20 protein-coding genes are annotated in these 23,453 nt (G+C 65.5%); 10 read left to right on the top strand and 10 right to left on the bottom strand.

Translation table 11 applies throughout. From position 1 onward, the window contains the following. The first annotated feature begins 249 nt into the window (after positions 1 to 249). From AC097O_RS05265 to AC097O_RS05240, 6 genes are all read left to right on the top strand, one after another. Positions 250 to 828, top strand: coding sequence for a Csu type fimbrial protein (locus AC097O_RS05265; RefSeq protein ID WP_479591809.1), 579 nt, complete (start codon positions 250 to 252; stop codon positions 826 to 828). A gap of 93 nt (positions 829 to 921) precedes the next feature. Beyond that, complete coding sequence (locus AC097O_RS05260) at positions 922 to 1,449, top strand: Csu type fimbrial protein (RefSeq protein ID WP_479591808.1); 528 nt, start codon at positions 922 to 924, stop codon at positions 1,447 to 1,449. A gap of 28 nt (positions 1,450 to 1,477) precedes the next feature. Continuing rightward, entirely contained in the window at positions 1,478 to 2,284 is an 807-nt protein-coding gene (locus tag AC097O_RS05255; RefSeq protein ID WP_479591807.1) for a fimbrial biogenesis chaperone, read from the top strand. Positions 2,285 to 2,356: 72 nt separating this feature from the next. Then, positions 2,357 to 4,738 carry a fimbria/pilus outer membrane usher protein gene (locus AC097O_RS05250; protein WP_479591806.1) on the top strand — a complete coding sequence of 794 codons (2,382 nt, stop codon included), beginning with the start codon at positions 2,357 to 2,359 and terminating at the stop codon, positions 4,736 to 4,738. Continuing rightward, positions 4,731 to 5,714: a Csu type fimbrial protein gene (locus AC097O_RS05245; protein WP_479591805.1), complete on the top strand. Its 984-nt coding sequence runs from the start codon at positions 4,731 to 4,733 to the stop codon at positions 5,712 to 5,714. Before AC097O_RS05250 ends, AC097O_RS05245 begins: the two co-directional genes overlap by 8 nt. 197 nt (positions 5,715 to 5,911) lie before the next feature. Then, on the top strand, positions 5,912 to 6,601 hold the full coding sequence (locus AC097O_RS05240; protein ID WP_479591804.1) for a response regulator transcription factor: 690 nt from the start codon (positions 5,912 to 5,914) through the stop codon (positions 6,599 to 6,601). Positions 6,602 to 6,608: 7 nt separating this feature from the next. On the opposite strand, the gene AC097O_RS05235 is transcribed toward AC097O_RS05240, so the two are convergent. From AC097O_RS05235 to AC097O_RS05190, 10 genes are all read right to left on the bottom strand, one after another. After that, entirely contained in the window at positions 6,609 to 10,091 is a 3,483-nt protein-coding gene (locus tag AC097O_RS05235) for a response regulator (protein ID WP_479591803.1), read from the bottom strand. Positions 10,092 to 10,367: 276 nt separating this feature from the next. Further along, on the bottom strand, positions 10,368 to 11,219 hold the full coding sequence (locus tag AC097O_RS05230) for an SDR family NAD(P)-dependent oxidoreductase (RefSeq protein ID WP_479591802.1): 852 nt from the start codon (positions 11,217 to 11,219) through the stop codon (positions 10,368 to 10,370). Further along, positions 11,207 to 12,388: an ABC transporter substrate-binding protein gene (locus AC097O_RS05225; protein WP_479591801.1), complete on the bottom strand. Its 1,182-nt coding sequence runs from the start codon at positions 12,386 to 12,388 to the stop codon at positions 11,207 to 11,209. The genes AC097O_RS05230 and AC097O_RS05225 overlap by 13 nt, the downstream gene beginning before the upstream one ends. A 64-nt stretch (positions 12,389 to 12,452) precedes the next feature. Continuing rightward, entirely contained in the window at positions 12,453 to 13,157 is a 705-nt protein-coding gene (locus tag AC097O_RS05220; RefSeq protein WP_479591800.1) for an ABC transporter ATP-binding protein, read from the bottom strand. Further along, entirely contained in the window at positions 13,154 to 13,873 is a 720-nt protein-coding gene (locus tag AC097O_RS05215; protein WP_479591799.1) for an ABC transporter ATP-binding protein, read from the bottom strand. The genes AC097O_RS05220 and AC097O_RS05215 overlap by 4 nt, the downstream gene beginning before the upstream one ends. 11 nt (positions 13,874 to 13,884) lie before the next feature. Next, a complete protein-coding gene (locus AC097O_RS05210; protein WP_479591798.1) occupies positions 13,885 to 14,865 on the bottom strand; it encodes a branched-chain amino acid ABC transporter permease in 981 nt (326 codons plus the stop codon). 12 nt (positions 14,866 to 14,877) lie between these two features. Then, complete coding sequence (locus AC097O_RS05205) at positions 14,878 to 15,729, bottom strand: branched-chain amino acid ABC transporter permease (protein WP_479591797.1); 852 nt, start codon at positions 15,727 to 15,729, stop codon at positions 14,878 to 14,880. Positions 15,730 to 15,757: 28 nt separating this feature from the next. Then, a complete protein-coding gene (locus AC097O_RS05200; protein WP_479591796.1) occupies positions 15,758 to 16,540 on the bottom strand; it encodes an SDR family NAD(P)-dependent oxidoreductase in 783 nt (260 codons plus the stop codon). A 246-nt stretch (positions 16,541 to 16,786) separates the two neighbouring features. After that, positions 16,787 to 18,502 carry an FAD-dependent oxidoreductase gene (locus AC097O_RS05195; protein ID WP_479591795.1) on the bottom strand — a complete coding sequence of 572 codons (1,716 nt, stop codon included), beginning with the start codon at positions 18,500 to 18,502 and terminating at the stop codon, positions 16,787 to 16,789. A 1-nt stretch (position 18,503) separates the two neighbouring features. Then, positions 18,504 to 19,298, bottom strand: a complete 795-nt coding sequence (locus AC097O_RS05190) for a shikimate dehydrogenase family protein (RefSeq protein WP_479591794.1) — start codon at positions 19,296 to 19,298, stop codon at positions 18,504 to 18,506. Between the two features lie 123 nt (positions 19,299 to 19,421). Here AC097O_RS05190 and AC097O_RS05185 point away from each other — a divergent pair, with 123 nt between their 5' ends. The 4 genes from AC097O_RS05185 (at position 19,422) to AC097O_RS05170 (ending at position 23,452) form a co-directional block, all read left to right on the top strand. Next, positions 19,422 to 20,240, top strand: a complete 819-nt coding sequence (locus AC097O_RS05185; RefSeq protein WP_315203420.1) for an IclR family transcriptional regulator domain-containing protein — start codon at positions 19,422 to 19,424, stop codon at positions 20,238 to 20,240. Positions 20,241 to 20,242: 2 nt separating this feature from the next. Continuing rightward, positions 20,243 to 21,931 carry an FAD-dependent oxidoreductase gene (locus tag AC097O_RS05180; protein WP_479591793.1) on the top strand — a complete coding sequence of 563 codons (1,689 nt, stop codon included), beginning with the start codon at positions 20,243 to 20,245 and terminating at the stop codon, positions 21,929 to 21,931. Between the two features lie 72 nt (positions 21,932 to 22,003). Continuing rightward, positions 22,004 to 22,630 carry an NIPSNAP family protein gene (locus tag AC097O_RS05175; RefSeq protein ID WP_479591792.1) on the top strand — a complete coding sequence of 209 codons (627 nt, stop codon included), beginning with the start codon at positions 22,004 to 22,006 and terminating at the stop codon, positions 22,628 to 22,630. Positions 22,631 to 22,639: 9 nt separating this feature from the next. Further along, positions 22,640 to 23,452, top strand: a complete 813-nt coding sequence (locus AC097O_RS05170; RefSeq protein WP_479591791.1) for a sugar phosphate isomerase/epimerase family protein — start codon at positions 22,640 to 22,642, stop codon at positions 23,450 to 23,452. The last annotated feature ends 1 nt before the right edge of the window (position 23,453 follow it).

Here is a 23,453-nt window from a genome sequence, read left to right as displayed (position 1 = left end):
AGGTTGCAAAACACTTTTAGTATGCACCTGAACTGGGGCACCGTTGGATCTGTTCACAGTTGCGTCACGATCTTTTACCGGCCTACTCCCACAATCCAGCCATCGACCTCCCAAGGGTCGTAAGCCCGGAGCAAAGCACCCTGTTTGCATCCTGTTGAAGAAACACTTTGCCAAAGACACCCAGCTTGTTCCAAGCGCTCTTCGGCACCCTCGGACGAAGACCTCGTCCTACCGTACGGAGAAATGACCATGAAGACCCGCAACTACATCGCTACAGCCACTTTCGCCCTGGGCCTGGGTTTGGCCAGTGTGGGCGCACAGGCCGCTGGCAGCATGGCCGGCCAGTTGAACGCGCAAATGGTCTTGCAGTCCAGCTGCTTTATTACCGGCGCGTCGGGTGCGGGTACCACGGGTGTCAATTTTGGCGCACTGGACTTTGGCTCCCAGCCCAGCACTTTCACCGGCGTGTTGACCTCGGCGGCCAGCGGCGGCGCAGGGGGGGCGGGTGCCACGCAGATCACTTGCTCGCCCGACATCACCGCCATCACGGTGTCGGTCAGCGGCGGCAACAATGCAGGCCAGGGCGGCAGTGTGGGTGCGGGCTCGCGGGCCATGAAATTCAATACCTCTTATTTGCCCTACGAGGTGTATAGCGACTCCGCGTTGACCACCGCCTACCCGGCCAATGCCACGTCGCTGGGTGTGGTGCTGCCGGGCACAGGGGCCTCTGTGGACCTGCCGGTATTTGGCCGTATCAACAAGACCAGTTCCAACGCCATGCCCACCGGCACCTATGTGGACGTGCTGCAGGTCACACTGACCTGGTAGGCCCACAGTCAGCGCTGTTATCTGTATCAGAATGTAGAAAACTATGGCAAAGTGGGCTGAAGGGCTTTTGCCATAAACCACAAGGAGTGCCGTATGCGTCGCCTGGTTGTGTCCGTATTGGCCGGGGTGGGGGCTTCCTGGACATGGGCTGCAACGCCCATTCCTACCACGGCCAGTTTTGCGGTGAACGCGACGGTGCAGGCCGGTTGCCTGGTGGTGGGCAACCCCAGCCAGGCCAGCGGGGTGAACTTCGGCATGCTGGACTTTGGCACCCATTCTGCGGTGGCATCGGGCACCCACTCGGCAGGGCTGAGTTCTAGCGGCGGCAATATGGCCCAGGTGCATTGCACACCCGGCGCAGCAGTTACGGTCACGCTGGATGGTGGCCTGCATGCAGTGGGTTCCCAGCGTCGGTTGAAGATGGGCAGCCACCACTACCTGCCGTATGCGCTGTACCTCTCGTCCGCCATGTCCACGGGGTATCTGCCGGGTGTGGGCGTGTCGGTCGATACCAGCGCCGGGGCCATGGCGCTGCCGGTCCATGGGGTTGCCACCCCGCCGGTCGGGGGCTTGCCGGGTGGCCAGTACAGCGACACCGTGCAGGTGGTTTTTGCCTGGTGACCCGCCTGGCCTACAGGGAGACTTGACTATGCACACCAACTGGTACAGAACCGGCAGACGCTTGGCTTGCGCAGTAGCAATTACCGGTGTTTTCCAGTGTGCCCCGCTGGCACAGGCCGCCAGCTCGGTGATGATCTGGCCGGTAGACCCGGTGATTGAAGACGACCAACAGGCCAGCGCCTTGTGGCTGGAGAACCGTGCCAGCGATAACGTCTCGCTGCAGATACGCGTGTTTGGCTGGAGCCAGTCGGGCACCGAAGAAAACTTCGAAAACCAGGACCAGCTCATCGCCAGCCCGCCGCTGGCCGTCATACCGGCGGGCCAGCGCCAACTGATACGGCTGATGAACACCGGCCCGGTGCCTGCGGGCAAGGAGCTGGCCTATCGGGTGCTGGTGGACGAACTGCCAGAAACCGACACGGCCAATGGCACCAACCCCAACGGCAACCCAGGCGGCAGCGCCATGGGGGTAAAGCTGCAAATCCGCTATTCGATACCGCTGTTTGTCAACGGCAAAGGGGTGTGGACCAAGCCGCGCGCAGACAAACCGCGCGATCCGGCCACCGCCGCCAAGCCCGCTTTAAGCTGGCGGGCGGTGCGAGAGGGCAGCGCGCAGTACCTGGTGGTGCGCAATAGCGGCCCCGCCCATGCGCGCCTGACGGCGGCCCAGTGGGTCGGGCCCGGCCAGCCGGTGGTGATCAACCCCGGCCTGTTGGGCTATGTGCTGGCCCACTCCGAGATGCGCTGGTTGTTGACGGCACCGCCGCCAGCGGGCTACGCGCCGGAGGCGCGGGTCAATGGCGGCGATACACCGCTGCAACTGCCATCCCGTTAGATGCGTGTGTCCACACGCTGTCCATATGACCCGATAAGCCCTGCATGGCGTGGTTTTTGGGTCAAGCTGGGTGTGGGCGCTGTGCCAGTGTGGCTGGTGATGGCGGTGCCCAGCAGCTATGGGCAACCACTGCCACCACCGCCCAGCCGCATTGCTCCGGCGCAGATCACCTTGTTTTTGGAGCTGGTGGTCAACGAGCGCGCCAGCGGCCAGGTGGTGCCGGTGGTGGTGCGTGATGGCCATTATTTGGTCGGCGCTGCGGTGCTGCAGGCCTTGCATGTGCGTACCGCAGCAGGCGCGGGCACGCTGGTGGCGGTGGACCAGATCGCCGGTGTCACGGTGCAGTACGACAGCACCGGGCAACGCCTGAAACTGGCCGTGCCCACCGACTGGCTGCCGTCGCAGGAACTGGGCGGCGGCACGCCGAGCGCCGCTTTTTCGGCCCAGAGCAGCGCCGGTATGTTGCTGAACTACGACCTGTACGCCAGCAACCCCGGTCGCAACAACGCGCAGGCATCCCTGTTGAGCGAGCAGCGGGTGTTTGGCGGCTGGGGCAGCCTATCCAACACCGGGGTGTACCGCGCTGGCGCGCAAGCGACCGACAAGGGCTATGTGCGCTACGACACCCGCTGGACGTATTCCGATACCGAGCGCATCCGCACCTACACCGCCGGTGATTTGATTGCAGCGCCCTTGTCCTGGGGCAGCGCGGTACGCATGGGCGGGGTGCAGGTGGCGCGCAACTTTGCGATCCGGCCTGATCTGGTGACCTATCCGTTACCGCAGTTTTTGGGCCAGGCAGCGGTGCCTTCGGCGGTGGATTTGTTCATCAATGGCTACAAGGCGAGCAGCGAAACCGTGCAGCCCGGGCCGTTTACCCTCAACACCATTCCGTACATCAACGGTGCGGGGGAGGCATCGGTGGTCACCACCGATGCAGCGGGACGGCAGGTGGTGACGACGGTGCCGTTTTATGTGGCCAGCAACCTGCTGAAAAAAAACGCCAGCGACTACAGCCTGGCGGTGGGAACTTTGCGCCGCGACTATGGGGTGCACAATTTTGCCTATGGCCCCGCCGCCGCCAGTGGGGCTTACCGCGTGGGGTGGAACGACACTTTCACCCTGGAAACCCGGGCCGAAGCGGCTTCTTCCTTGGCCGTAGTGGGCCTGGGGGGCGTGCAGGCTTTGGGTACCTGGGGCGTGGTCAATACCGCATGGAGCCAGAGCCAGGTGCGTGGCCAATCGGGCCGGCAGCTGAACCTGGGCTACCAGTACAACGGGCGCAGTTTCGGTGCAGGTGCGCAGCACACCGCACGCAGCCCAGGGTATGCCGACCTGACCAATTACGACAGCCCCAGCCTGCAGCTGAACCGGCGCAGTACCCAGGTCAGCAGCAGCCTGTCGCTGGGGCAGGCGGGGGCGCTGTCGGCAGCCTATTTCAGCCTCGAAGATGCCGTACGGCAGCGCACCCGTTTGCTGAGCCTGTCGTACAGCAAGTCTTTGCCGGGCAATGCTTTTTTGGCGCTCAACCTCAACAAAGCCGTGGGCCAGCGGGCGTTAAGCCTGCAGGTGCAACTGACGTTTTCCTTGGACGAGCGCAGCATGGTGGGCCTGACCGCCGTGCGGGACCGCAGCAGTACCCACAGCCAGGTCCAGTACAGCCGAAGCACACCCGCCGATGGTGGGATGGGTTGGAACCTAGCCTATGCCGGTAGCCAGAGCGGCAACAGTTACCGCCAGGCCAGTGCCACCTGGCGCACCAGCAAGACGCAGTTACAGGCCGGGGTGTACGCCCAGGGCTCTGACAGCTCCAGCTGGATGGGGGCGACCGGTTCGGTGGTCGCTATGGACGGTGGGGTATTTGCCGCCAACCGCATCAACGATGCCTTCGTGCTGGTCTCCACCAATGGCGTGGCGGGCGTGCCTATCCGCTATGAAAACCAGTCCATAGGCCGCACCGACGCTGCGGGCCATATCCTGGTGCCCGGCGTGCCCGGTTTTTACCCTGCGCGGGTGGAGGTGGACGTGCTGGAGCTACCCGACCACATGCAGCTCGCGCAGTCCCAGCAGCGGCTCAGCGTGCGCTCCGGCAGCGGTGCCTTGCTCAGGTTCAACATCGAGAAAACCCTGGCGGCGCGCATCACGCTGGTGGACGAACAGGGGCGGCCGCTGCCCTTGGGTTGGCAGGTGGAGCATGTGCAAACAGGCCAAAAATCCGTCGTGGGTTGGGATGGACTGGTGTATCTGGAGGGGCTGAAAGCGCTGAACGAGTTGCTGGTGCGCGGCCCTGGCACGACCCGCTGCCGCGTGCGCTTTCCGGTGATGGTGGATGGCCCGCAGGTGCTGCGTATCGGGCCACTGGCGTGCCAGCCCGAGAGCGGCGAACAAACCGCATTGATGACCTTGTCGCGCCCTGTGGGCGCGCTAACCCTAGCCCTTTACCGCCATGAATAACTGTCTATCCTGGGCCACCCGGCTGCTTGCTGCTGTGGCGTTTCGCCGTTTCTGCCTGTGTATCGTGGTGTGGGGACTGGCACCGGTGGCATGGGCTTGCACCAGCACGGAGACCGGCGGCAACCTGGGCACCGTGACCTCCCAGCAGGTCAAAAACGGAGCCTCCATCACCGGCTCGGGCAACTTGTCGTACACCTGTGGCCCGGTGGTGCTGTCTGTGTTGGCCGGAACGCCCACCCTCAAAGCCACGCTACAGCCCTCGGTCAGCGGCTTGACTCTGAAAAACGGTGCCCATGCCATTCCCTACCAGGTGTTCAGCAACCCGGGCCTGAGCACGGCGTACAGCGGCGGGCTGGTGGTCATCAACCTGAACGGCAGCAGTTTGCTGTCTCTTCTGAACACGGCCGGTGGACAGGTGCCCATTTATATCGCCACGACACCGGGGGCGAATATTCCTGCGGGTACCTACACCGACACCCTGCAACTCACCTGGGCGTACCAGAATATTTGTGAGGGTCTGGTCAACCTGGGAGGGCTGTGCCTGGGTGTCTTGAACAACGGCTCGGTCACCCGCTCCATGGTAGTGAGCCTGGTGGTCACCAACGATTGCACCATTACCGCCCCCACCGTCAACTTTGGCAGCGCACCGCTGGTCAGCGGCTTCCTTACGGTGTCGCAAAACCTGTCGCTGCTGTGTACCAAAGGCATGACGTACACCGTGGGCCTGGGTGCAGGCAGCCATGCATCCGGGGGGCGCCGCCACATGGCCAGCGGTGTCCACCGGCTGGCCTACGACCTCTTCAAAGCAGACAGCACGCTCTGGGGCAGTGTGACCACGGCGCGTGCCAATGGGCCTGCGGCCAGCGATGGCGTCAGCCTGCAGACCATTCCTTACACCGCCCGGGTGTACCAGGACCAGGCCACTCCGGCTGCTGCCGTGTACTCGGACAGCGTGGTGGTGGATGTGAGCTTTTAGGTGAGCCAGTTTGTGGGGCCGCCGTAGGCATCCGGACGGCTCCTGCCAGACTACATTCTTCATCCATTTGGTTGAAGCATTCCCCTTGTTTCAGAATGTAAGCTGACTGCGCCGGGACTGGCCGGTGGATTTGCGCACAAAATGGCCTGCAAACGCGAGAACCACCGTACATCCATACCTTCGGGTCAGGAGTCACTATGCATATCGGGGTACTGGAGGATGACCCTTCTCAGCTGGAGCTTATTTTGCTGCTGGTGGAAGAAGGGCAGCACACCACCCGTGGTTTTAACCTGGGGAAAGACTTCAAGGCGGGCCTGAAGCGCGAGACTTTCGACCTGGTGCTGGTGGACTGGGTGCTGCCCGATGGCAGCGGGGGCGAGGTCATCCAGTGGATGCGTTCGAACATCGGCTGGCATTTACCCGTGATTGTGGTCACCGCCGAGGAGGACGAAACCACGGTGGTGGCGGCCCTGGAGGCGGGTGCCGATGACTACATCGTCAAACCCCCCAAGCCTCTGGAGTTGCTGGCACGCATTACCTCGGCCATGCGGCGTGCCAAGCCCAACGGTCTGGCCATCGTGCGGGTGGGCGACTATGAAATCGACATCCAGCGTGAGCGCCTGAGCCTGGCGGGCGAGCCCATCACCATGACGCAAAAGGAATTTGATTTGTCGGTCGTGGTGTTCCAGAGCATTGGCAAGATACTGTCGCGCGACCACCTGCTGGACAAAGTGTGGGGGCAATCAACCGATGTGGATGTGCGCACCGTCGACACCCATGTCAGTCGGCTGCGCCGCAAGTTGTTTCTGGACGGCAGCCGGGGCTGGAAGCTGGCACCGGTCTATGGCTTTGGCTACCGTTTTGACCGGGTGGATGCGGTCCCGTGAAAGCCCTCTAGGTTTCCAGGCGCTGGGCCAGCTCGGCGATCAGGGCGTTGAGGTCGTCGCTCAGAACCTGGCCCAATGACAGCACCTGGGGCAAGGGCGCGTTGGCCTTGATCGCAGCCTGCAACTGCACTACACCTTCTTTGACCTTGACCGCCCCGGTGGCCCCGGCTGCACCCAGCAGCGAATGCAGTTTGCGCCGTGGCTCTTCGAATTCTCCCTGGCTGAGGTGGTCCATCAGCGCCGCGCCCGCGTTGCGGTAGTGGGCCAGGAACTGCTTCAGCACACGCAGCGCCAGCTCGGGTTTGCCCGCGCACTGTTCGTAGGTGGTGCGCAGGTCCAGCCCCTGGATGCCCTCCAGCCGCTGGGCCGCGGTGATGGGTGTCTGCGCGGAAGGCGGTATGGGCAGGGCGGACCGCGAACGCCGCTCGCGCGTGGGCAGCCAGCGCAGCAAAGCCTCGTGCAACACCCGTGGATCGACGGGTTTAGCCAGGTGGTCGTTCATACCGGCTTCGAGGCAGGCCAGACGGTCTTCGCTGAAGGCGTTGGCTGTCATGGCAATGATGGGCAGGTTGGCCAGCGACGGCTCTTTGCGCAGGGTGCGGGTGGCCTCCAGCCCGTCCATACGCGGCATTTGCATGTCCATCAGTACCAGTGCGTAAGACGTGCGCAGCGCCATGCGCACCGCCTGCTCGCCGTCACTGGCAATATCCACCACCAGACCTGCCGCCTGCAGCAGCTCGGCCGCCACCTCCTGGTTGACCGGGTTGTCTTCTGCCAGCAGAACCCTGGCACCGCGGTGCTTGTCGCGCAAGGCGTTTTCCAGCACTTCCACGCTGCGCAGCAGGGGTGGGGGCGCGTGGTCTACGTTCTTCAGCAGGTGCATCAGTCCGTCCAGCAGCATCGAGGGCGTCAGGGGCTTGAGCAAAATCACACCAAAGCCAGCCGCGTTCGCCATGGCTTGCAGTTCATCCTTGTCGTGGGCCGACACCAGCACCATGGGCGGCGGTGACGGGATGTTTGCGCGTATGCGTTGCGCGGTTTCCATGCCGTCCATGTCCGGCATCATCCAGTCCATCAGCACCACCGCGTACGGGTCATGGTTGGCGCTGGTTGCGCCCAGCATGGCCAAGGCTTCGGTGCCGCTGGCGGCTACATCTGCGCGCAGGCCCAGCGTGCGCAGTATCTCGGCCATCGCGGTGCGGGCCTCTGGCAGATCGTCGACCACCAGGCTGCGCAGCCCGTTCAGTACCGGGGGGCTGGTGGCCTCGGCCTGCAGGGCGTGCATCAGGCTGACGGTGATCCAGAACCGGCTGCCTTTGCCGGGCAGGCTTTCGCCACCCGCTTCACCGCCCATCAGTTCGGCGATATGCCGCGTGATCGCCAGGCCCAGGCCTGTGCCGCCATGTCGGCGCGTGCTGGAGTCATCGGCCTGCGCAAAGGGGGTGAACAGCCGGGGCAGCATCTCCGGGTCAATGCCCACACCGGTATCGCGTACCTCGAAGCGGATGCGCAACTCCGCCCCTTCGCGGGCTACCAGTTCGCCACGCAGCAAGACCGAGCCGCGTTCGGTGAACTTCACTGCATTGCTCAGAATATTCAGCAGCGCCTGCATCAGCCGGGTGGGGTCGCCGTTCAGGCGGTCGGGGATCTGGCTGGTATCCAGCACCATTTCCAGGCCTTTTTCGCGGGCCACATCCAGCACCATGGCGCAGGTACGGGTGAGCAAGGCATCCAGCGAGAAGTCGATTTTCTCCAGCGACAGCTTACCCGCCTCGATCTTGGACAGGTCCAGGATGTCGTTGATGACCTGCAGCAGGTGGTGGGCGACGTTGTCGATCTTGGTCAGCCGGGCCAGGTTGGTCGGGTCTTCGGTATCGCGCCGCAGGATGTGCGTCAGGCCGATGATGGCGTTCATCGGGGTGCGTATTTCGTGGCTCATATTGGCCAAAAAGTTGCTCTTCGCCCGGTTGGCCGCGTCGGCCCGGTCGCGGGCATCGGCCAGTTGTGCATTGCCCAGCTGCAGCAGCTGCTCGGCCTGCTTGTGGCGGGTGATGTTGCTGCCGAGGACAAAAAACCCCTGTACCTTGCCCTCGCGGATGACCGGCAGGTACTGCACGCGGCTGACGGCAAGCTCGCCCTGGCCATTGAACTCCTCGCGTTCAAAGTCTTGGGTCTCACCCGCCAGCGCCGCCATGGTGCGCACTTTCACCTTCTCGAAGAATTCTGCGCCAAGCACATCGATGATGGTGCGCCCCAGGATGTCTTCGTTGGCAAGGCCAAACCATGCGCTATAGGCCTGGTTCACAAAGCGGCAGCGCATGCTGCTGTCCCAGTAGGTGATGTAGCCGGGGATGTTGTCGGCCACCAGGCGCATGAATACCTCGGCTTCGCGCAACTGGACATTGCGTTGCTGCAGGTCTTGCTGCGCCATGCTGCGTTCGTCCAGCGCCGCCACCAGGGCCGCGGTACGTTGTTCGACCTGGGCTTCCAGCTGGTCGCGGTGCTGGGTGAGCTCGGCCTCGAAAAGCTTGCGTTCGTGGATGTCGGTGCAGGAGCCAAACCACTTGAACGGCTTGCCATGGCCGTCGTACACCAGGCCCGCTCGGGTATCAAACCAGCGGTAGGCCCCGTCGTGGCGGCGGATGCGGTACTCCACCTCGAAGTTGCCGCCGTTGGCCACATTCGCCTTCCAGTACTGGAACACCCTGTCCCGGTCGTCGGGGTGGATCAGCTCCACCCAGGCACTGCCAAGGTAGCGCTCGGTGGGCAAGCCGGTGTAGATGGCCCAGCGGCTGCTGAGGTAGTCGCATTCGCCACGGGCATCGCAGCTCCACACCAGTTGGGGCATCAGTTCGACGGTCTGCCGAAAATGGCTTTCGCTGTCGCGCAGCTCCTGCTCGACCCGGTTGAGCCGCTGGTGGTCACGCAGCACAAATATCCCGACCAAGGTGAGCAACAACAGGGCTGCGCCCACGGCCAGGTTGAACTGCTGTCGCTGGTCGGCCATCAGCACCCGCAGCCGGCCCGCGTTGTAGCTGTCGAGCCGACCCATGCCGTTGTCCAGCTCCAGATAGCTGCGTTTGAGGTCGGCGGTGCGGACGGGCCCGCTCCAGGTGCTGTCGTGCAGCACGATCTGCTTGAAATCATCCAGCCGCCTTTGCACGTAGGCGGCAGTACCGTCGGGGTCGGTGCCCAACAGTTTCAGGTGTTCGTCCACACGGGCCAGTGACCGGGTGATCAGCGCGCGGTCACTAGGGGTTTGGGCCTCTTCAGTCGGTGTTTCGTTCCAGTTGAGGTGCAACACACTGGTGCTCAGTTCCAGACGGGCCACCCGCAAATCGCGCACCTTCACCAGGTTGCGCTCAAAAGTTAGCGTCTGTGAGTGCTCCAGGTAGGCCATGGCCAGAATGATCAAGCCACCCGCTACCAGGGTCAGGATGGGAACCAGCAAGCGCCAGCGTGCTTGCGCGGCCAAGATTGCATCTTTCATGCATCCTCCGGGTAGGGTGGTGGCAGATCGTCAACACTCCCAGATGGCCAGTCTGGAGCCGGTGCCTTGCCAGAAACGGGCTTGCAGCCCGGGAGGGCGAAGCGAAGCTAGTGCGGTGAAGAGGGTCGCTGCTATAGAAAAGTTTAGAAACACTTTACCTATTTTTGATACGGCTCACAAGCGCGCAGGCAAGCGATGCTGCGGTTATGGGTGTGGGCCGCAGGTGGAGCGTGTACGGGCCCTCCCTGCGGATGGTCAGTGGATGGAGGCCAGGGCTCAGGCACTTTCCGGCTGGCCCACCGGCGGCTTGCCGGGCCGCCCTGGAACCATGGCCAGCATGTGGTCTGAAATACCGCCGTCCACCAGCAGGTTCTGGCCCGTGACGTACGACGCTGCCGCGCTGCTGAGGAACGCCACCGCTGCGCCCACGTCTTCGGCCTGGCCGATGCGGCCCAGGGGCACCAGGGCTTGGCGCTGCTGCAGCGTGGCCGCGTCCTGGTAGACGGCTTCGGTCAGCGGCGTGCGGACCATGCCGGGGCACACCGTGTTGACGCGGATGCCGTCCGCCGCCCATTCCTGCGCCAGTTGGCGGCACAGCATCACCAGGGCAGCCTTGGCCGCCGAATATGCGCCGTAGCCGGGGTGCGGTGTCAGGCCCGACATCGAGGCAATCGCCGTGATGCTGCCGCGGGTGCGCGCCAGCGCCGGGTAAGCGGCCTGCGCCAGCAGCCAGGCCGAGCGGGTGTTGAGCTGGAAGGTACGGTCCCACTGCGCCACCGGCAGGTCGGCCAGGCGGCCCGGGCCGGAGGCACCGGCATTGCAGACCAGGGCCGTCAGGTCGCCGCCCCTCGCCTGGGCCTGCGCCACCAGGCTGGTGCAATCTGCGGGCTCGGTGATGTCGCCCGCCACGCCGTGGGCACTGGCGCCCGCAGCGCGCAGTTCGTCCAGCAGCTGGTCGAGCTTGGCACCGGGCTGCGAGGCGGCAGCGCTGATGTGGATGGGGATGCCGTCCTTCTGCGCCTGGGCGATCAGCGCAAAGCAGATGCCCTGGCCGATGCCACCGGTAGCACCGGTGACCAGGGCGTGTACCGCAGTGGAGTGCGCCAATGCGGCCATCACATCTTGCACAAGGGCGAGGGTGCGGGCGTCAGCGACGGGTCGAAGCGCTGCTCGATCACCGCGCGCAGCACACCGTCGGCCACCTTGGCGCGGCCCACGTAGTTGGGCAGCACCAGCTGGTTGTCTGCTGCGCGCATGGTCACGTCGCCGTAGATCGAGTCGAACTGGGCACCGCGCAGGGCCTTGCTGACCTCGGCGGGCTTCACGCTGCCGGCTTTCTTCACGCCTTCAAAGATCACCTGTGTGCCGTTGTAGGCACCGCCTTCGTTGTCGGACGGCAGGCGGTTGAACTTGGCTTTCCAGGCGGTTACAAAGGCCTTGTTGCGCGGCGTGTCGATGTCCACGGCGTAGGGGATGGTGCCAATGGTGTCTTTGAGCGCGTCGCCCGAGCCTTCGATCATGAAGTTCAGGATCAGTGAGTGGCCGATCAGCTTCTTCGCCGGGATCAGGCCAAACTCTTGCGCCTGCTTGGCAAACGCAATTGCGTCGCGGCCGGTTTCTGCCACCCAGATGGCTTCCACGTTAGAGGCCTTGAGCTGGGCGATGTAGGGCGAGAAGTCCTTGGTGCCCATCGGCACGTACAGGCTCAGCGGCACGGTCTTGCCCTGGGCTTCGACGGCTTTCTTGAACGACTCGCCCGAGTCGCGGCCCCACACGTAGTCGGCCGCCAGCACAGCAAACGACTTTTCCTTGAAGCCCTTGGCCCACTGGCCGATCATGGCCATGTCCATCGCGTCAGAGTGGTTGGTGCGGAAGCTGCGCGGGCGGCAGGTGTCGCCGGTCAGCTTGTCGGACTTGCTGGCCACGGCAAAGTAGGCCGCGTCCCAGCGCTCCAGGTTTTGCGCCAGCGCCAACGAGATGGACGATGGAATCGCGCCGATCAGCAGGTTGTAGCCGTCACGCGCCAACTTTTCGGCCACGCGGCGGCCTGCGTCGGGCGTGCCTTCGTCGTCTGCCGTCTGCACCTCGACCTTGCGGCCATCCACACCGCCTTTGGCGTTGGCCTCGTCGATGGCGAACTGCACGGCACGTATGACTTCTTCGCCCTGCTGGGCAAACACGCCCGACTTGGACGACACCAGGCCGATCTTGACGGGCTCCTTGCCCTGGGCCAGTGCGGCCAGGGGCAGGGCGGCGGTGAGTGCCAGGGCGGCGAGGATGCGATTTTTTATGAACATGGTTGTGTCTCCTGAATCAAATTGCCGGAAGCGGCCCGGTTGCCGATGAAAAGAGGTGCGTGCTTTAAACCATCACGTGGGCTTCCAGGTCCTGCAGGCAGGCCTTGCTGTTCTCCACCGGGCCCTCGGCCACCACCGCGCCCTTGGCCATGGCGCAGTAACGTTCGGCCACGCGCACCACCAGGCTCATGTTTTGCTCGATCAGCAGCAGGGCCGTGCCCTGGTCGGCCACGCGTTTGAAGATCACCGCCAGCTGGTCCACGATCACCGGGGCCAGGCCCTCGGTGGGCTCGTCCAGCAAGATCAGCGCGGGGTTGGCCATCAGCGCCCGGCCCACGGCCAGCATCTGCTGCTGGCCGCCCGACAAGGCGGTGCCCGGGGTGTGGGCGCGCTCTTGCAGGATGGGGAAGAGCTTGTAGATCTCGGGCACGTTCCACGGGCCTTTGCGGCCCACGGCGGCACCCAGTTGCAGGTTTTCTTCCACGGTTAAATTGGCTACGATGCGCCGCCCCTGCGGCACCACCACCACGCCCTGCTGGGCCGCCATGTAGGGGCGCGGGCGCGGCAGGGTTTTGCTGCCCACGCGCACACTGCCGCCGCGTAACGCGGCCAGGCCCAGCACGGTGTTGACCACCGTGGTCTTGCCCACGCCGTTGCGGCCGATCAGCGCCACGCGCTCGCCGGGGTGCACCGCCAGGCTCAGGCCGTGCAGGATGTGGGCCGAGCCGTAAAAGGCGTTGATTTTTTCCAGTTGCAGTAGTGCGCTCATGCCGTGCTCCCCAAATAGGCTTCGCGCACACGCGGGTCGGCGCGCACGCTGGCCGGTGCGCCGCTGGCGATCACCCGGCCGAGTTCAAAAACCGTGACCACATCGGAGATGCCGAAGACCACGTCCATGTCGTGTTCGACCAGCAGCACCGACACGTCCCAGCGCGAGGTCAGTGCCTTCAGGTGCCTGGCCAGGTCGTGCGATTCCTGCACCGACAGCCCGGCCATGGGTTCGTCCAGCAGCAGCACCTGCGGGCGGCCCACCAGGGCCAGCGCCAGGTCCAGGCGGCGCTGCTGGCCATAGCCCAGGTCTTCGGCCGTGGCGTCGGCCAGCGGCATCAGGTCCAGCTCTTGCAGCACTGCGTCGGCATCGGCTTCGGAGTCGGCTACGCCCATCTTGTGCGAGGCCAGTTCCACCTGCTGGCGCACCGCCATCTGGCCAAAGATGCTGGTGCGCTGAAAGCTGCGCGACAGCCCGCGCATGCGGCGCTGGGTGGCACCCAGGGCGGTCACGTCCTGCCCGGCCAGGTGCACCGTGCCGCGGGTCAGGCGGGTGCGGCCGGTGATGGCATCGATCACCGTGGACTTGCCCGCGCCGTTGGGTCCTATCAGCCCGCGGATCTGGCCGCGTTCCAGCGTCAACGAGACACCGTCTACGGCCTTCACGCCGCCATAGTGGATGGCCACGTCGGTGGCTTCCAATACATAGTTGCTCATGGGTGTTCCTCTCAGTGCCCGGGGGCTGTGCGCAGGGCGGGGGTGGATGGTTTGGGGCGCACCAGGCGGCCCAGGGCTCCGGCGATGCCGGTGGGCGAGAACACGATCACGGTGATCAGTGCCACGCCGAAGATGGCCATCCAGTGGTTGGCGTAGTCGCCCAGAATGTCCTTGGCCAGGAAGTACACAACGGCACCCAGCGCCGGGCCCCACAGGGCCTTGTAGCCGCCCACCACCACCATCATCAGGGCCACGCCCGACAGGCTCCAGTGCAGGTTCTCTGGCGACACAAAACCGGTGTTCAGCGCCGACAGCAAACCGGCCACGCCGGTCACCAGGGCCGACAAGGCGTAGATGGCCGCACGCGGCAGCAGGGTGCGGATGCCGATGAAGCGGGCCCGCTCCTCGTTGTCGCGCACCGCCTCGGTGATGCTGCCAAAACGGCTGCGCAGCAGCAGGGCCAGGGCCAGCAATACCATTACCAGCACCGTCCAGCACAGCAAGAACATGTGCGAGGACTTCAGCAGCTGCGACATCGGCAGGCCAAACAGCGTGGCGGGCCACTCGATGTTCATGCCGTCGGCACCACCGGTCAGGCCGCGGGAGCGCGAGGCCGTGAGGTAGAACATCTGCCCCACCGCCAGCGTCAGCATGCCAAAGGCCACACCGGGCACCCGCACAATCACCAGGCCCATCACAAAGGCCACGGCGGTCAAGACCAGCAGGGTGACGAGCATGGCCGCCTCGGCGGGCATGGCCTGCATCTGCAGCAGCAGGCCCACGCCGTAGCCCGCCGCGCCAAAGAACAGCGCGTGGCCAAAGCTGACCATGCCGTTTTGCCGCAGCAGCAGACCCACGCCGCTGGCAAACACCGCGTAGATGATGGCTTGGGTCAGCAGCGACAAGACCGTGCCCGAGGTGACGGTGGTCGCCACCACGGCCCCCACGCCCAATGCGCCTGCGGTGGATAGAGTGATACGTTGGATAGACATGTTGAATTCCTTTCAGGTGCGGCTGCCGGCAAAGCCCGCAGGCTTCCAGATGAGGATGGCGACCATGATCACGAAGGGCAGCACCGCCGACAGGTCGGGCAGGTACACGGCCCCCAGCGCCTGCACCATGCCCAGCGCCATGGCCGCCACAAAGGCGCCTATCAGCGAGCCCAGGCCGCCGACCACCACCACCACAAACGAATCGATGATCACGTCGCTGCTCATGGACGGCGACAGCGACAGAAACGGCGCGGCCACCACCCCGGCCAGCCCGGCCAGCGCGGTGCCCAGGCCCACCACCCCGGCGCTGAGCACGTCGGTGTTCACCCCCTGCATGGCGGTGGTGGTGGGGTCGGTGCTGGCCGCCCGCACAAACAGGCCCACCTTGGAATAGCGCAGCCACAGGCTCAGGCCCAGCGCCACCAGCGCACCCACGGCAATCACCGCCAGCCGGTAGGCGGGTACCGGCGTGCCCAGCAGATCGACCGAGGTGTTCAATGCCTCGGGGGCCGCCACCGACAGGTTGCTCTTGCCCCACACGCTTTGCACAAAGTCTTCGATGATCAGCAGCAGGCCAAAGGTCACCAGCACCACGCTGAGCGGGTCGCGGTCTTGCAGCAGGCGAAAGCCGTAGCGGTCCAGCAGCACGCCCAGCAACGCCATCACTGCCGGGGCCGCCACCAGCGCCACCCAGAAGTTGCTGTGGCTGGCGATGGAATAGCCCAGGTAGGCCCCCAGCATGTAGAGCGAGCCGTGGGCGAAATTCACCACCCGGCGCAGCCCGTAGATCAGCGCCAGCCCCGAGCACATCACGATCAGCAATGCGCCATAGACCAGGCCGTTGAAAAGGTTGATAGCCAACATTTTTGTCTCCTCCAGTTTTAAAAGTGGTTCAAGCCGCCAGGGCCGATAGCGCGGATTCCGGCGCGCCAAACGCCGTCCAGCCGCCGTCCACCGGCAGCACCACGCCGGTGATAAAGCTGGCCTGGGGCGATGCCAAAAAGGCGATGGCCTCGGCAATTTCATGGGGCTCGGCCATGCGGCCCAGCGGCGTGCGGTGGGCAATGCCCGGCAGGTCGATGGCCCCCTGTCGGCCCAGCTCGGCCACCAGTGCGGTGCGCACGTAGCCCGGGGCCACGGCGTTGACGCGGATGCCGTCGCGCGCCCATTCGCTGGCCATGGCGCGGGTCATGCCGATCACCCCGGCCTTGGCCGCGCTGTAGGCATTGCGCGCAGGCAGGCCGGTGCTGCTGGCGATGGAGCCCAGGTTGACGATGGCGCGGTGGCCGGTGTCTTGCAGCATGGTTTTGGCCACCGCCTGGCTGACCAGAAAGGTGCCACGCAGGTGCACGTCCAGCACCCGGTCAAAGGCCGATACGTCTTGCGCCACCGTGGGGCCGGTTTGGTCGGCGATGCCCGCGTTGTTGACCAGCACCGCAATGCGGCCCAGCGTGCGCGCTGCTGCAATGGCTGCGTCCACGCTGTCGGGCTGGGTCACGTCGCAGCCCAGGCCCAGGTGCTCGGGGCCGAGCTCGGCGGCGCGGGATTGTGCGGCCTGCGTGCGCAGGTCCAGCAGTGCAATTCGGTAGCCGCTGGCGGCCAGTTTTTGCGCCGTGGCCCAGCCGATGCCGTCGGCGGCACCGGTGACAACGGCAACCAAAGAGAGGGGGGCCATCCTTTAGGCCGGGTTCGAGGAATTTAAAGAAAAAAGGCTGCTAGCGCTTATTCGATAAGCACGAGCAGCTATAAAAATAATAGTTATCGGGTTGTGCATAGTTGTCTCCTCACGCGGTTTTAAAACAAGCGGTGTCTGCCGCCCTCTGTCAAAAGCAGCTGAATTTTGTTTTGCGGGAGGCTTGAATTCACCAACGAATCGGGCCATGAACAGGACATTTCCTGCATGGCCCGACAGGGGGTTTCCCTAGGTTGCGGTGCGTGCGGCAGCGTGGCGCGCGGCCAAATAGCCAAACACCACCCCTGGCCCCAGCGTGATGCCGGGCGCGGTGTAGACCCCGCCCATGATGCTGTGCATGTCGTTGCCCACGGCGTACAGGCCGGGGATGGGCGTGTGGTCTTCGCCCAGCACGCGGGCATCGCCATCGGTGGCAAAGCCGGTGGACGCGCCAATGTCGCCGGGGTACAGGCGCACGGCATAAAACGGGGCCTCGCGCACGGGGCCGAGGTTGGGGTTTTTGCCGCCTGCGCTGGGGTCGCCCATGTTCTGCGAATAGGCGGTGCTGCCCCGCTGGAAGTCCGGGTCCACACCGGCTTGGGCGTAGTCGTTGATCTGGGCCACGCTGGCCTGCAGGTGCGCTGCAGGCAGGGCCAGTTTTTGCGCCAGCGCCTCCACCGTTTCGGCCTGCACCAGGTAGCCGTCGGCCAGAAACGGCTCCAGCCCCTTGCCGCCGGGGCGCACCATGCCGATGCCGTACTTGCGCAAGGCTTTGGCATCGCACACCAGGTAGGCCGCCATCTGGGGCTGCTGCTGCAGGGCCAGCGCGAACAGGTGGTAGGAGGTGCTTTCGTTCACAAAGCGGTCGCCCGCCTGGTTCACCGCCAGCATGCCGGGCTTGGCGCGGTCCATCATGAAGTGCGGGAACACGGCGGTGCTGCCGTCGGGCCGCAGGCGTTTGGACACCGGTGCCCAAAACGCCGGGCTCAGCCCCCCTTGGCCGTAGTGCGCACCCACGTGCTGGGCCAGGCCGTGGGCCTCGCCGGTGTGGCCGGGTGCCGCCGGGCACCAGTCGGGCGAGATGCCGGGCAGCAGGTCCTGGCGCAGTTGCGGATGCCGATTGAAGCCGCCGCTGGCCAGCACCAGGCCTTTGCGCACGGCCACGGTGCGGCGTTGACCCTCCTGCACCAGCGTCACAGTGGCAATGCCATCGGCAGTGCGCTGGATGCGCTGCACCGAGGTGTGCAGGGCCAGGGTCACGTTGGTGTGTTGGGAGAGGGAATGCAGCAGCCGCCCCACCAGCGCATTGCCCATCACCAGCCGGGTGCCGCGCGGGTGGCGCAGGCGGTCCATGCCGTGGCGGGTCAGCAGCTTGCAGGCGTGCTTGAATGAGCGGAACGACTTGCTCAGAGCCAGCAAATGGTTGATGTCGGTGCGGTCCACCATCATGCCGCCGAGCACGGTGAACTCGGGGATGGGCGGGCGCACCAGCGGGAACAACGGGCCCAGCAGGCGGCCATCGAAGGGCAGGGGCTCCAGCGCCCGGCCGTTCAGGGTGGAGCCGCCCAGGTCGGAGATGTAGTCGGGGTGCTTGGGGTAGGCGCGGTAGTGCACCTCGGTGCGGTTCTCCAGCACCTCCACCGCCTGCGCACCATGGTCCAGAAAAGTCTGGCGCAGGGCGGCCGGGCTGCGTTCGCCCACGGCGTTGTCCAGGTAGCGCTTGGCATCGGCCAGGGTGTCGGTGGGGTTGACGCTGGCCGCATGCCGGGTGCCGGGAATCCAGGTGGTGCCGCCCGACCATGCTGTCGTGCCGCCCACATGCCCGGTGCTCTCTACCAGCAGCACCTGCTGGCCTTCGAGCGCGGCGAATAGCGCGGTGGCCATGCCCGCGCCACCTGCGCCCACGACCACCAGGTCATAGGCCGAGGCTTCGGGCAGGGCGCTTAACGAGGAAAGTACCTGCATCTCATTTCTCCAGCAGGAAGTTCACCATCAAATCGCGCACCCGGCCAAACATGTGGGCCCCGGTCATGGTGGCGCAGCCCTTGGCGCGTGCGGTGGCGATCAGCGGTGTGATGGCGGGCGCGGTGATCACGCAGCCGACGAACATGCTGCTGTGTATTTTTTCTGCGTCGAGTGGATACGGATCACCCTCCCGCATGCCCACCGGCGTGGCGTTGAGCACGATGTCAAAACCCGTGGGGTCGGCGCTGCCGTGGGCAACAGTGCAGCGGCCCAGGCCGGCCAGGCGGTCCACCAGCGTGGTGCGGCGGGCGGTGTCGGCATCAAAGATGGCCAGCTCGCTGACGCCGGCCATCACCAATGCATGGGCAATCGCCGAGCCCGCGCCGCCTGCGCCCACCAGCAAGGCTTTTTTGCCTTCGGGCTGGCAGCCGTTGTCTTGCATGGCGGACACAAAGCCCAGGCCGTCGAACATGTCGCCGTGCCAGCTGCCGTCGGGGTTGCGGCGCATGGTGTTGACGGTGTGCAAGAAGGCGGCGCGGTCCGAAGTGGTGGCGCACAGGTCAAAGCAGGCAAATTTGTGCGGCACGGTGACGATGATGCCGTCCACGTTCTGCGCCAGCGATACGCCGTCGAGCCAGGCCGCCAGCTTGGCCGGGGCCACATGCGCGGGTATGACATAGGCGTTATGGCCATGGGACTGCAGTTCCTGGGTCACGCCTGCGGGGGATTTCACCTGGGCGATCGGGTCGCCGACGATGAAGTGGATGCGGGTGGCACCGCTGAGGGGTTCGGTCATGGGATAAGTCTCCGGAGGGTTTGTGTTGGCTGAATCATAGTCAAAAGTGGAATAGTATTCAAGTATTGAATTTAATTCCGATTTTGGTATGATGCGCTATCGCCACACACAATCGAGCAAGCCATGAACGGTGTTTTAGAACGAACCCTAGCCATCCTGGAGCTGCTGTCCCAGCACGGCGGCGGCCTGGAGCTGGCGGCGATTGCCGACCGGCTCGACATCCCCCGCAGCGCGGTGCACCGCCTGCTGGTGGACCTGGCCCGCTGCGGCTATGTGCGCCAGACGCGTGACCACGGTGACTACCTGCTCACCACCAAACTGGTGTCCATGGGCCTGAGCTTTTTGAGCAACACCGGCATCGTCGACATTGCCCAGCCCCTGCTGGACCGGCTGGCCGAAATCTCCGGCGAGCTGGTGCGCCTGGCGGTGGTGGACGGCAACCGCCTGACCTGGGTGGCCCGCGCCCAGGGTGCCCGCCAAGGCCTGCGCTACGACCCCGACATGGGAAGCGATGCGCGCATCTCCTGCTCGTCCTCGGGCCTGGCCTGGTTGTCCACTCTGGCCGACGACGATGCCCTGGCCCTGGTGGCCCAGCAGGGCGTGGGTCCGGTGGAAGAGTTTGGCCCCAACGCCCCCAAGACCCTGCAAGAAGTGATGGCGCAGGTGCAGGCCACGCGCGAACGCGGCTACAGCCTGACGCAGGAAACCTACACCCCCGGCCTGAACGCCATGGCCGCCCCGGTGTGCCTGGCAGGCCAGGCCCTGGGCACCATCAGCATAGCCGGGCCGTCGGCCCGCTTCACGCTGGAGCGCATGCAGGCCCTGGGCGGTGACCTGGTGTCGCTGGCGGCGCAACTGGCCGCAGCCAGCGGGGCCTCGCCGTTTTTCAACCAGCCGCGGGCGAACGCTGCGGCGGGCTTGCGCAAAATCTACGCCTCCTGACCATGGCCACCACCGAACACACCGACCTGTTGGTCATCGGCTCCGGTGCCGGGGGCCTGTCTGCTGCCGTCACCGCCGCCCATCGGGGCCTGAAGGTGTTGGTCATCGAAAAAGAACCGCAGTACGGCGGCACCACCGCCTGGTCGGGCGGCTGGATGTGGCTGCCGCGCAACCCGCTGGCCACCGAGGCAGGCATCACCGAGGACATCGCCACGCCCACCGCCTACCTGCAGCAAGAGCTGGGCGCGCAGTTTGATGCGGCGCGGGTGCAGGCCTTTTTGGAGAACGGGCCGCGCATGGTGGATTTCTTTCGCAGCCAGACCGCGCTGCGGTTCATCGACGGCAACGGCGTGCCCGACTTCCATGGCCGCAACCCGCACGCGGCGCTGGGTGGGCGCTCGATCTGCGCCGCGCCGTTTGATGGCCGCCGCCTGGGTGCCGAGATGGCGCGGCTCAAACCGCCCCTGAAAGAGACCACGCTGTGGGGCATGGGCATCGCCTCGGGGGCCGAGCTGCGGCATTTCTTCAATGCCCTGCGCAAGCCTGCCTCGCTGTGGTACGTCACAAAATTGGTGCTGCGACACTTTGCCGACCTGTTGCTCCACCGGCGCGGCATGCGCCTGGTCAACGGGAATGCGCTGGTGGCCGGGCTGGCGGCATCGGCCTTTGCCAAGGGTGTGGAGATCCGCACCAACAGCCCGGCACAGCGTTTGTTGACCGAGCAGGGCCGGGTGGTCGGCGCCATGGTCAACGGCCAGGAAATACGGGCCCGCTGCGGCGTGGTGCTGGCCTGTGGCGGCTTTCCGCATGACGTGGCGCGCAAGAAGGCTTTGCTGCCGCATGCGCCCACCGGGCAAGAACACTGGTCTGCCGCTTCGCGCGGCAACACCGGCGACGGCCTGCGCCTGGGCGAGGCCGTGGGTGGCCAGGTGGCGCGCGATGCGGTGCAGGCTGCTGCCCTGGCCCCGGTATCCCTGGTGCCGCGTGCCGATGGCTCGGTGGCGCACTTCCCGCACCTGGTCGAGCGGGCCAAGCCGGGGCTGATCGCGGTCACCGCCGCAGGCCAGCGCTTCACCAACGAGGCCGACTCTTATTACGACTTTGTCAGCGGCATGCTGGCCGCCACGCCTGCCGGTGCGCCCGTGCAGGCCTGGCTGGTGTGCGACCACGCTTTTATCCGCCATTACGGCCTGGGCGCGGTCAAACCCGCCCCCATGCCCATGGGTGCGATGCTGCGCAACGGCTACCTGCAGCGCGGTGCCACGCTGGCCGATTTGGCCCAGGCCTGCGGCATCGATGCATCTAATTTGCAGGCCACCGTGGCACGCTACAACCAGCAGGCGCTGACTGGCGTGGATGCCGACTTCGCCAAAGGCGACACCCCCTACAACAAGGTGCAAGGCGACGCGGCCAGCGGCACCCCCAACCCCTGCATGGCCCCGCTGCTCCACGGCCCGTTTTACGCCGTCAAGGTGGTCCCCGGCAGCCTGGGCACCTTCGCTGGCCTGCGCGCCAACGCCAGCGCCCAGGTGCTGGACGCGCACAGCCAGCCCATCCCCGGCCTGTACGCGGGCGGCAACGACATGCACAGCGTGATGGGCGGCACCTACCCCAGCGGCGGCATCACGCTGGGCCCGGCGATGACTTTCGGCTTCATCGCCGCCCACCATGCAGCGGGTATCGATTTATAAGAAATAGGCACTCCGTGCTTATTCCATAAGCGTAAGCAGCTCTTTATTCCATAGCAACCAAGGACTTTCACCATGTACTACGAACTTGCCACCATGACCCTGCCTTTCGGCACCGCAGGCCAGGCCGCCACCAATGTGCAGGCTTTTGCCAGCGCAGCGGACGCCAGCGGCGAACTGCTGGGCTGCTGGTTTACCGACATCGGCCAGCTCAACCAAATGATTGTCTTGCGCGGCTTTGCCGACCTGGCCACGCTGCAAAAAGAGCGCGACCGCACCCAGCAAAGCGCCGACGCTTTCGGCTGCGGCAGCATCTTCCAAAGCCTGGAAGTGCACAGCTACAAAGGCTTTCCGTGGATGAAGCCGGTGCGCCCTTCGGCCGAGTCGGGCATCATCGGCCCGGTGTACGAGATCCGCACCTACGGCATCAAGCCAGGCGGCGTGCAGGCCACCATCGACCTTTGGGAACAGTATGTGCCGCCGCGCGAAGTGCTGTCGCCCTGCGTGGTGGCCATGGTGGCGCTGGACGGACCCCTGCGCTTCACCAACATCTGGGCCTATCCCACGCTGGACGCGCGCAGCAAAGCCCGCGCCGACGCGGTGGCCCAGGGCATCTGGCCACCCAAGGGCGGGCCTGCCAATCTGACGACCAACATGTTCTCCACCATCGCAATGCCCACCGCGGTATCGCCCTTGAAATAAGGACCGGCCATGCGCAGCTACTCACTCGCCTACCTCACCGCCGCCAACCTGACCCCGCCGCAGATGCTGGCCGCCGCCGCCCAGCTGGGCTACGGCCATGTGGGTCTGCGCCTGCGCCCCAATGCACCCGGCGCGCCGTACCAGCCCTTGCTGGGCGATGCCGCCATCCTGCGCGAAACCTTGGCGGTGCAGCGCGACACCGGCGTGGGGGTGTTCGACATCGAAATCGTCCGCATCGATGCCGCCTTCGACCTGCAGGCCTACCTGCCCATGTTCGAAGCCGCCGCCGCGCTGCAAGCCCGTGCCGTGCTGGTGGCCGGGGACGACACCGACCTGGCACGCCTGGCCGACAACTACGCCCGCCTGTGCGCGGCCATGCAGCCTTACGGCATGACGGCCGACCTGGAATTCATGCCCTGGACGGCCGTGCCCCATGCCCAGGCCGCCCTGCGCACCGTGCAGGCCGCAGGCCACCCGGCCAACGCGGGCATCTTGGTGGATGCCCTGCACGTGGCCCGCTCCCACACCACGCTGGACGACCTGCGCGCCTTGCCGCCCGCGCTGCTGCACTACGCGCAGATCTGCGATGCCCCAGCGGGCAAAGACTTCACGGTGGAGCAGATGATTCATACGGCCCGCTGCGAGCGCCTGCTGCCGGGCGAGGGCGGGATAGACCCGGCCAGCATCTTTGCCGCGCTGCCCGCCGACGTGCCCGTCAGCGTGGAAGTGCCACACCAGGTACGGGCGGCGCAGGTGGGGGATGTGGAGTGGGCGCGCCAGGCGCTGGCGGCGTCGCGCAGGTTGCTGGAGGCCGGGAACTAAA

The organism is Rhodoferax sp. LS1P39 (assembly GCF_056521425.1).
The sequence above is the reverse complement of the archived record's forward strand: the minus strand, read 5'-3'. Positions and strand labels throughout refer to the sequence as shown.

Coding starts and splice junctions, on each gene's coding strand:
- AC097O_RS05265 (WP_479591809.1), top strand. CDS start 250: ATGAAGACCCGCAACTACATCGCTACAGCCACTTTCGCCCTGGGCCTG.
- AC097O_RS05260 (WP_479591808.1), top strand. CDS start 922: ATGCGTCGCCTGGTTGTGTCCGTATTGGCCGGGGTGGGGGCTTCCTGG.
- AC097O_RS05255 (WP_479591807.1), top strand. CDS start 1,478: ATGCACACCAACTGGTACAGAACCGGCAGACGCTTGGCTTGCGCAGTA.
- AC097O_RS05245 (WP_479591805.1), top strand. CDS start 4,731: ATGAATAACTGTCTATCCTGGGCCACCCGGCTGCTTGCTGCTGTGGCG.
- AC097O_RS05240 (WP_479591804.1), top strand. CDS start 5,912: ATGCATATCGGGGTACTGGAGGATGACCCTTCTCAGCTGGAGCTTATT.
- AC097O_RS05235 (WP_479591803.1), bottom strand. CDS start 10,091: ATGAAAGATGCAATCTTGGCCGCGCAAGCACGCTGGCGCTTGCTGGTT.
- AC097O_RS05225 (WP_479591801.1), bottom strand. CDS start 12,388: ATGTTCATAAAAAATCGCATCCTCGCCGCCCTGGCACTCACCGCCGCC.
- AC097O_RS05220 (WP_479591800.1), bottom strand. CDS start 13,157: ATGAGCGCACTACTGCAACTGGAAAAAATCAACGCCTTTTACGGCTCG.
- AC097O_RS05215 (WP_479591799.1), bottom strand. CDS start 13,873: ATGAGCAACTATGTATTGGAAGCCACCGACGTGGCCATCCACTATGGC.
- AC097O_RS05210 (WP_479591798.1), bottom strand. CDS start 14,865: ATGTCTATCCAACGTATCACTCTATCCACCGCAGGCGCATTGGGCGTG.
- AC097O_RS05205 (WP_479591797.1), bottom strand. CDS start 15,729: ATGTTGGCTATCAACCTTTTCAACGGCCTGGTCTATGGCGCATTGCTG.
- AC097O_RS05200 (WP_479591796.1), bottom strand. CDS start 16,540: ATGGCCCCCCTCTCTTTGGTTGCCGTTGTCACCGGTGCCGCCGACGGC.
- AC097O_RS05195 (WP_479591795.1), bottom strand. CDS start 18,502: ATGCAGGTACTTTCCTCGTTAAGCGCCCTGCCCGAAGCCTCGGCCTAT.
- AC097O_RS05190 (WP_479591794.1), bottom strand. CDS start 19,298: ATGACCGAACCCCTCAGCGGTGCCACCCGCATCCACTTCATCGTCGGC.
- AC097O_RS05185 (WP_315203420.1), top strand. CDS start 19,422: ATGAACGGTGTTTTAGAACGAACCCTAGCCATCCTGGAGCTGCTGTCC.
- AC097O_RS05180 (WP_479591793.1), top strand. CDS start 20,243: ATGGCCACCACCGAACACACCGACCTGTTGGTCATCGGCTCCGGTGCC.
- AC097O_RS05175 (WP_479591792.1), top strand. CDS start 22,004: ATGTACTACGAACTTGCCACCATGACCCTGCCTTTCGGCACCGCAGGC.
- AC097O_RS05170 (WP_479591791.1), top strand. CDS start 22,640: ATGCGCAGCTACTCACTCGCCTACCTCACCGCCGCCAACCTGACCCCG.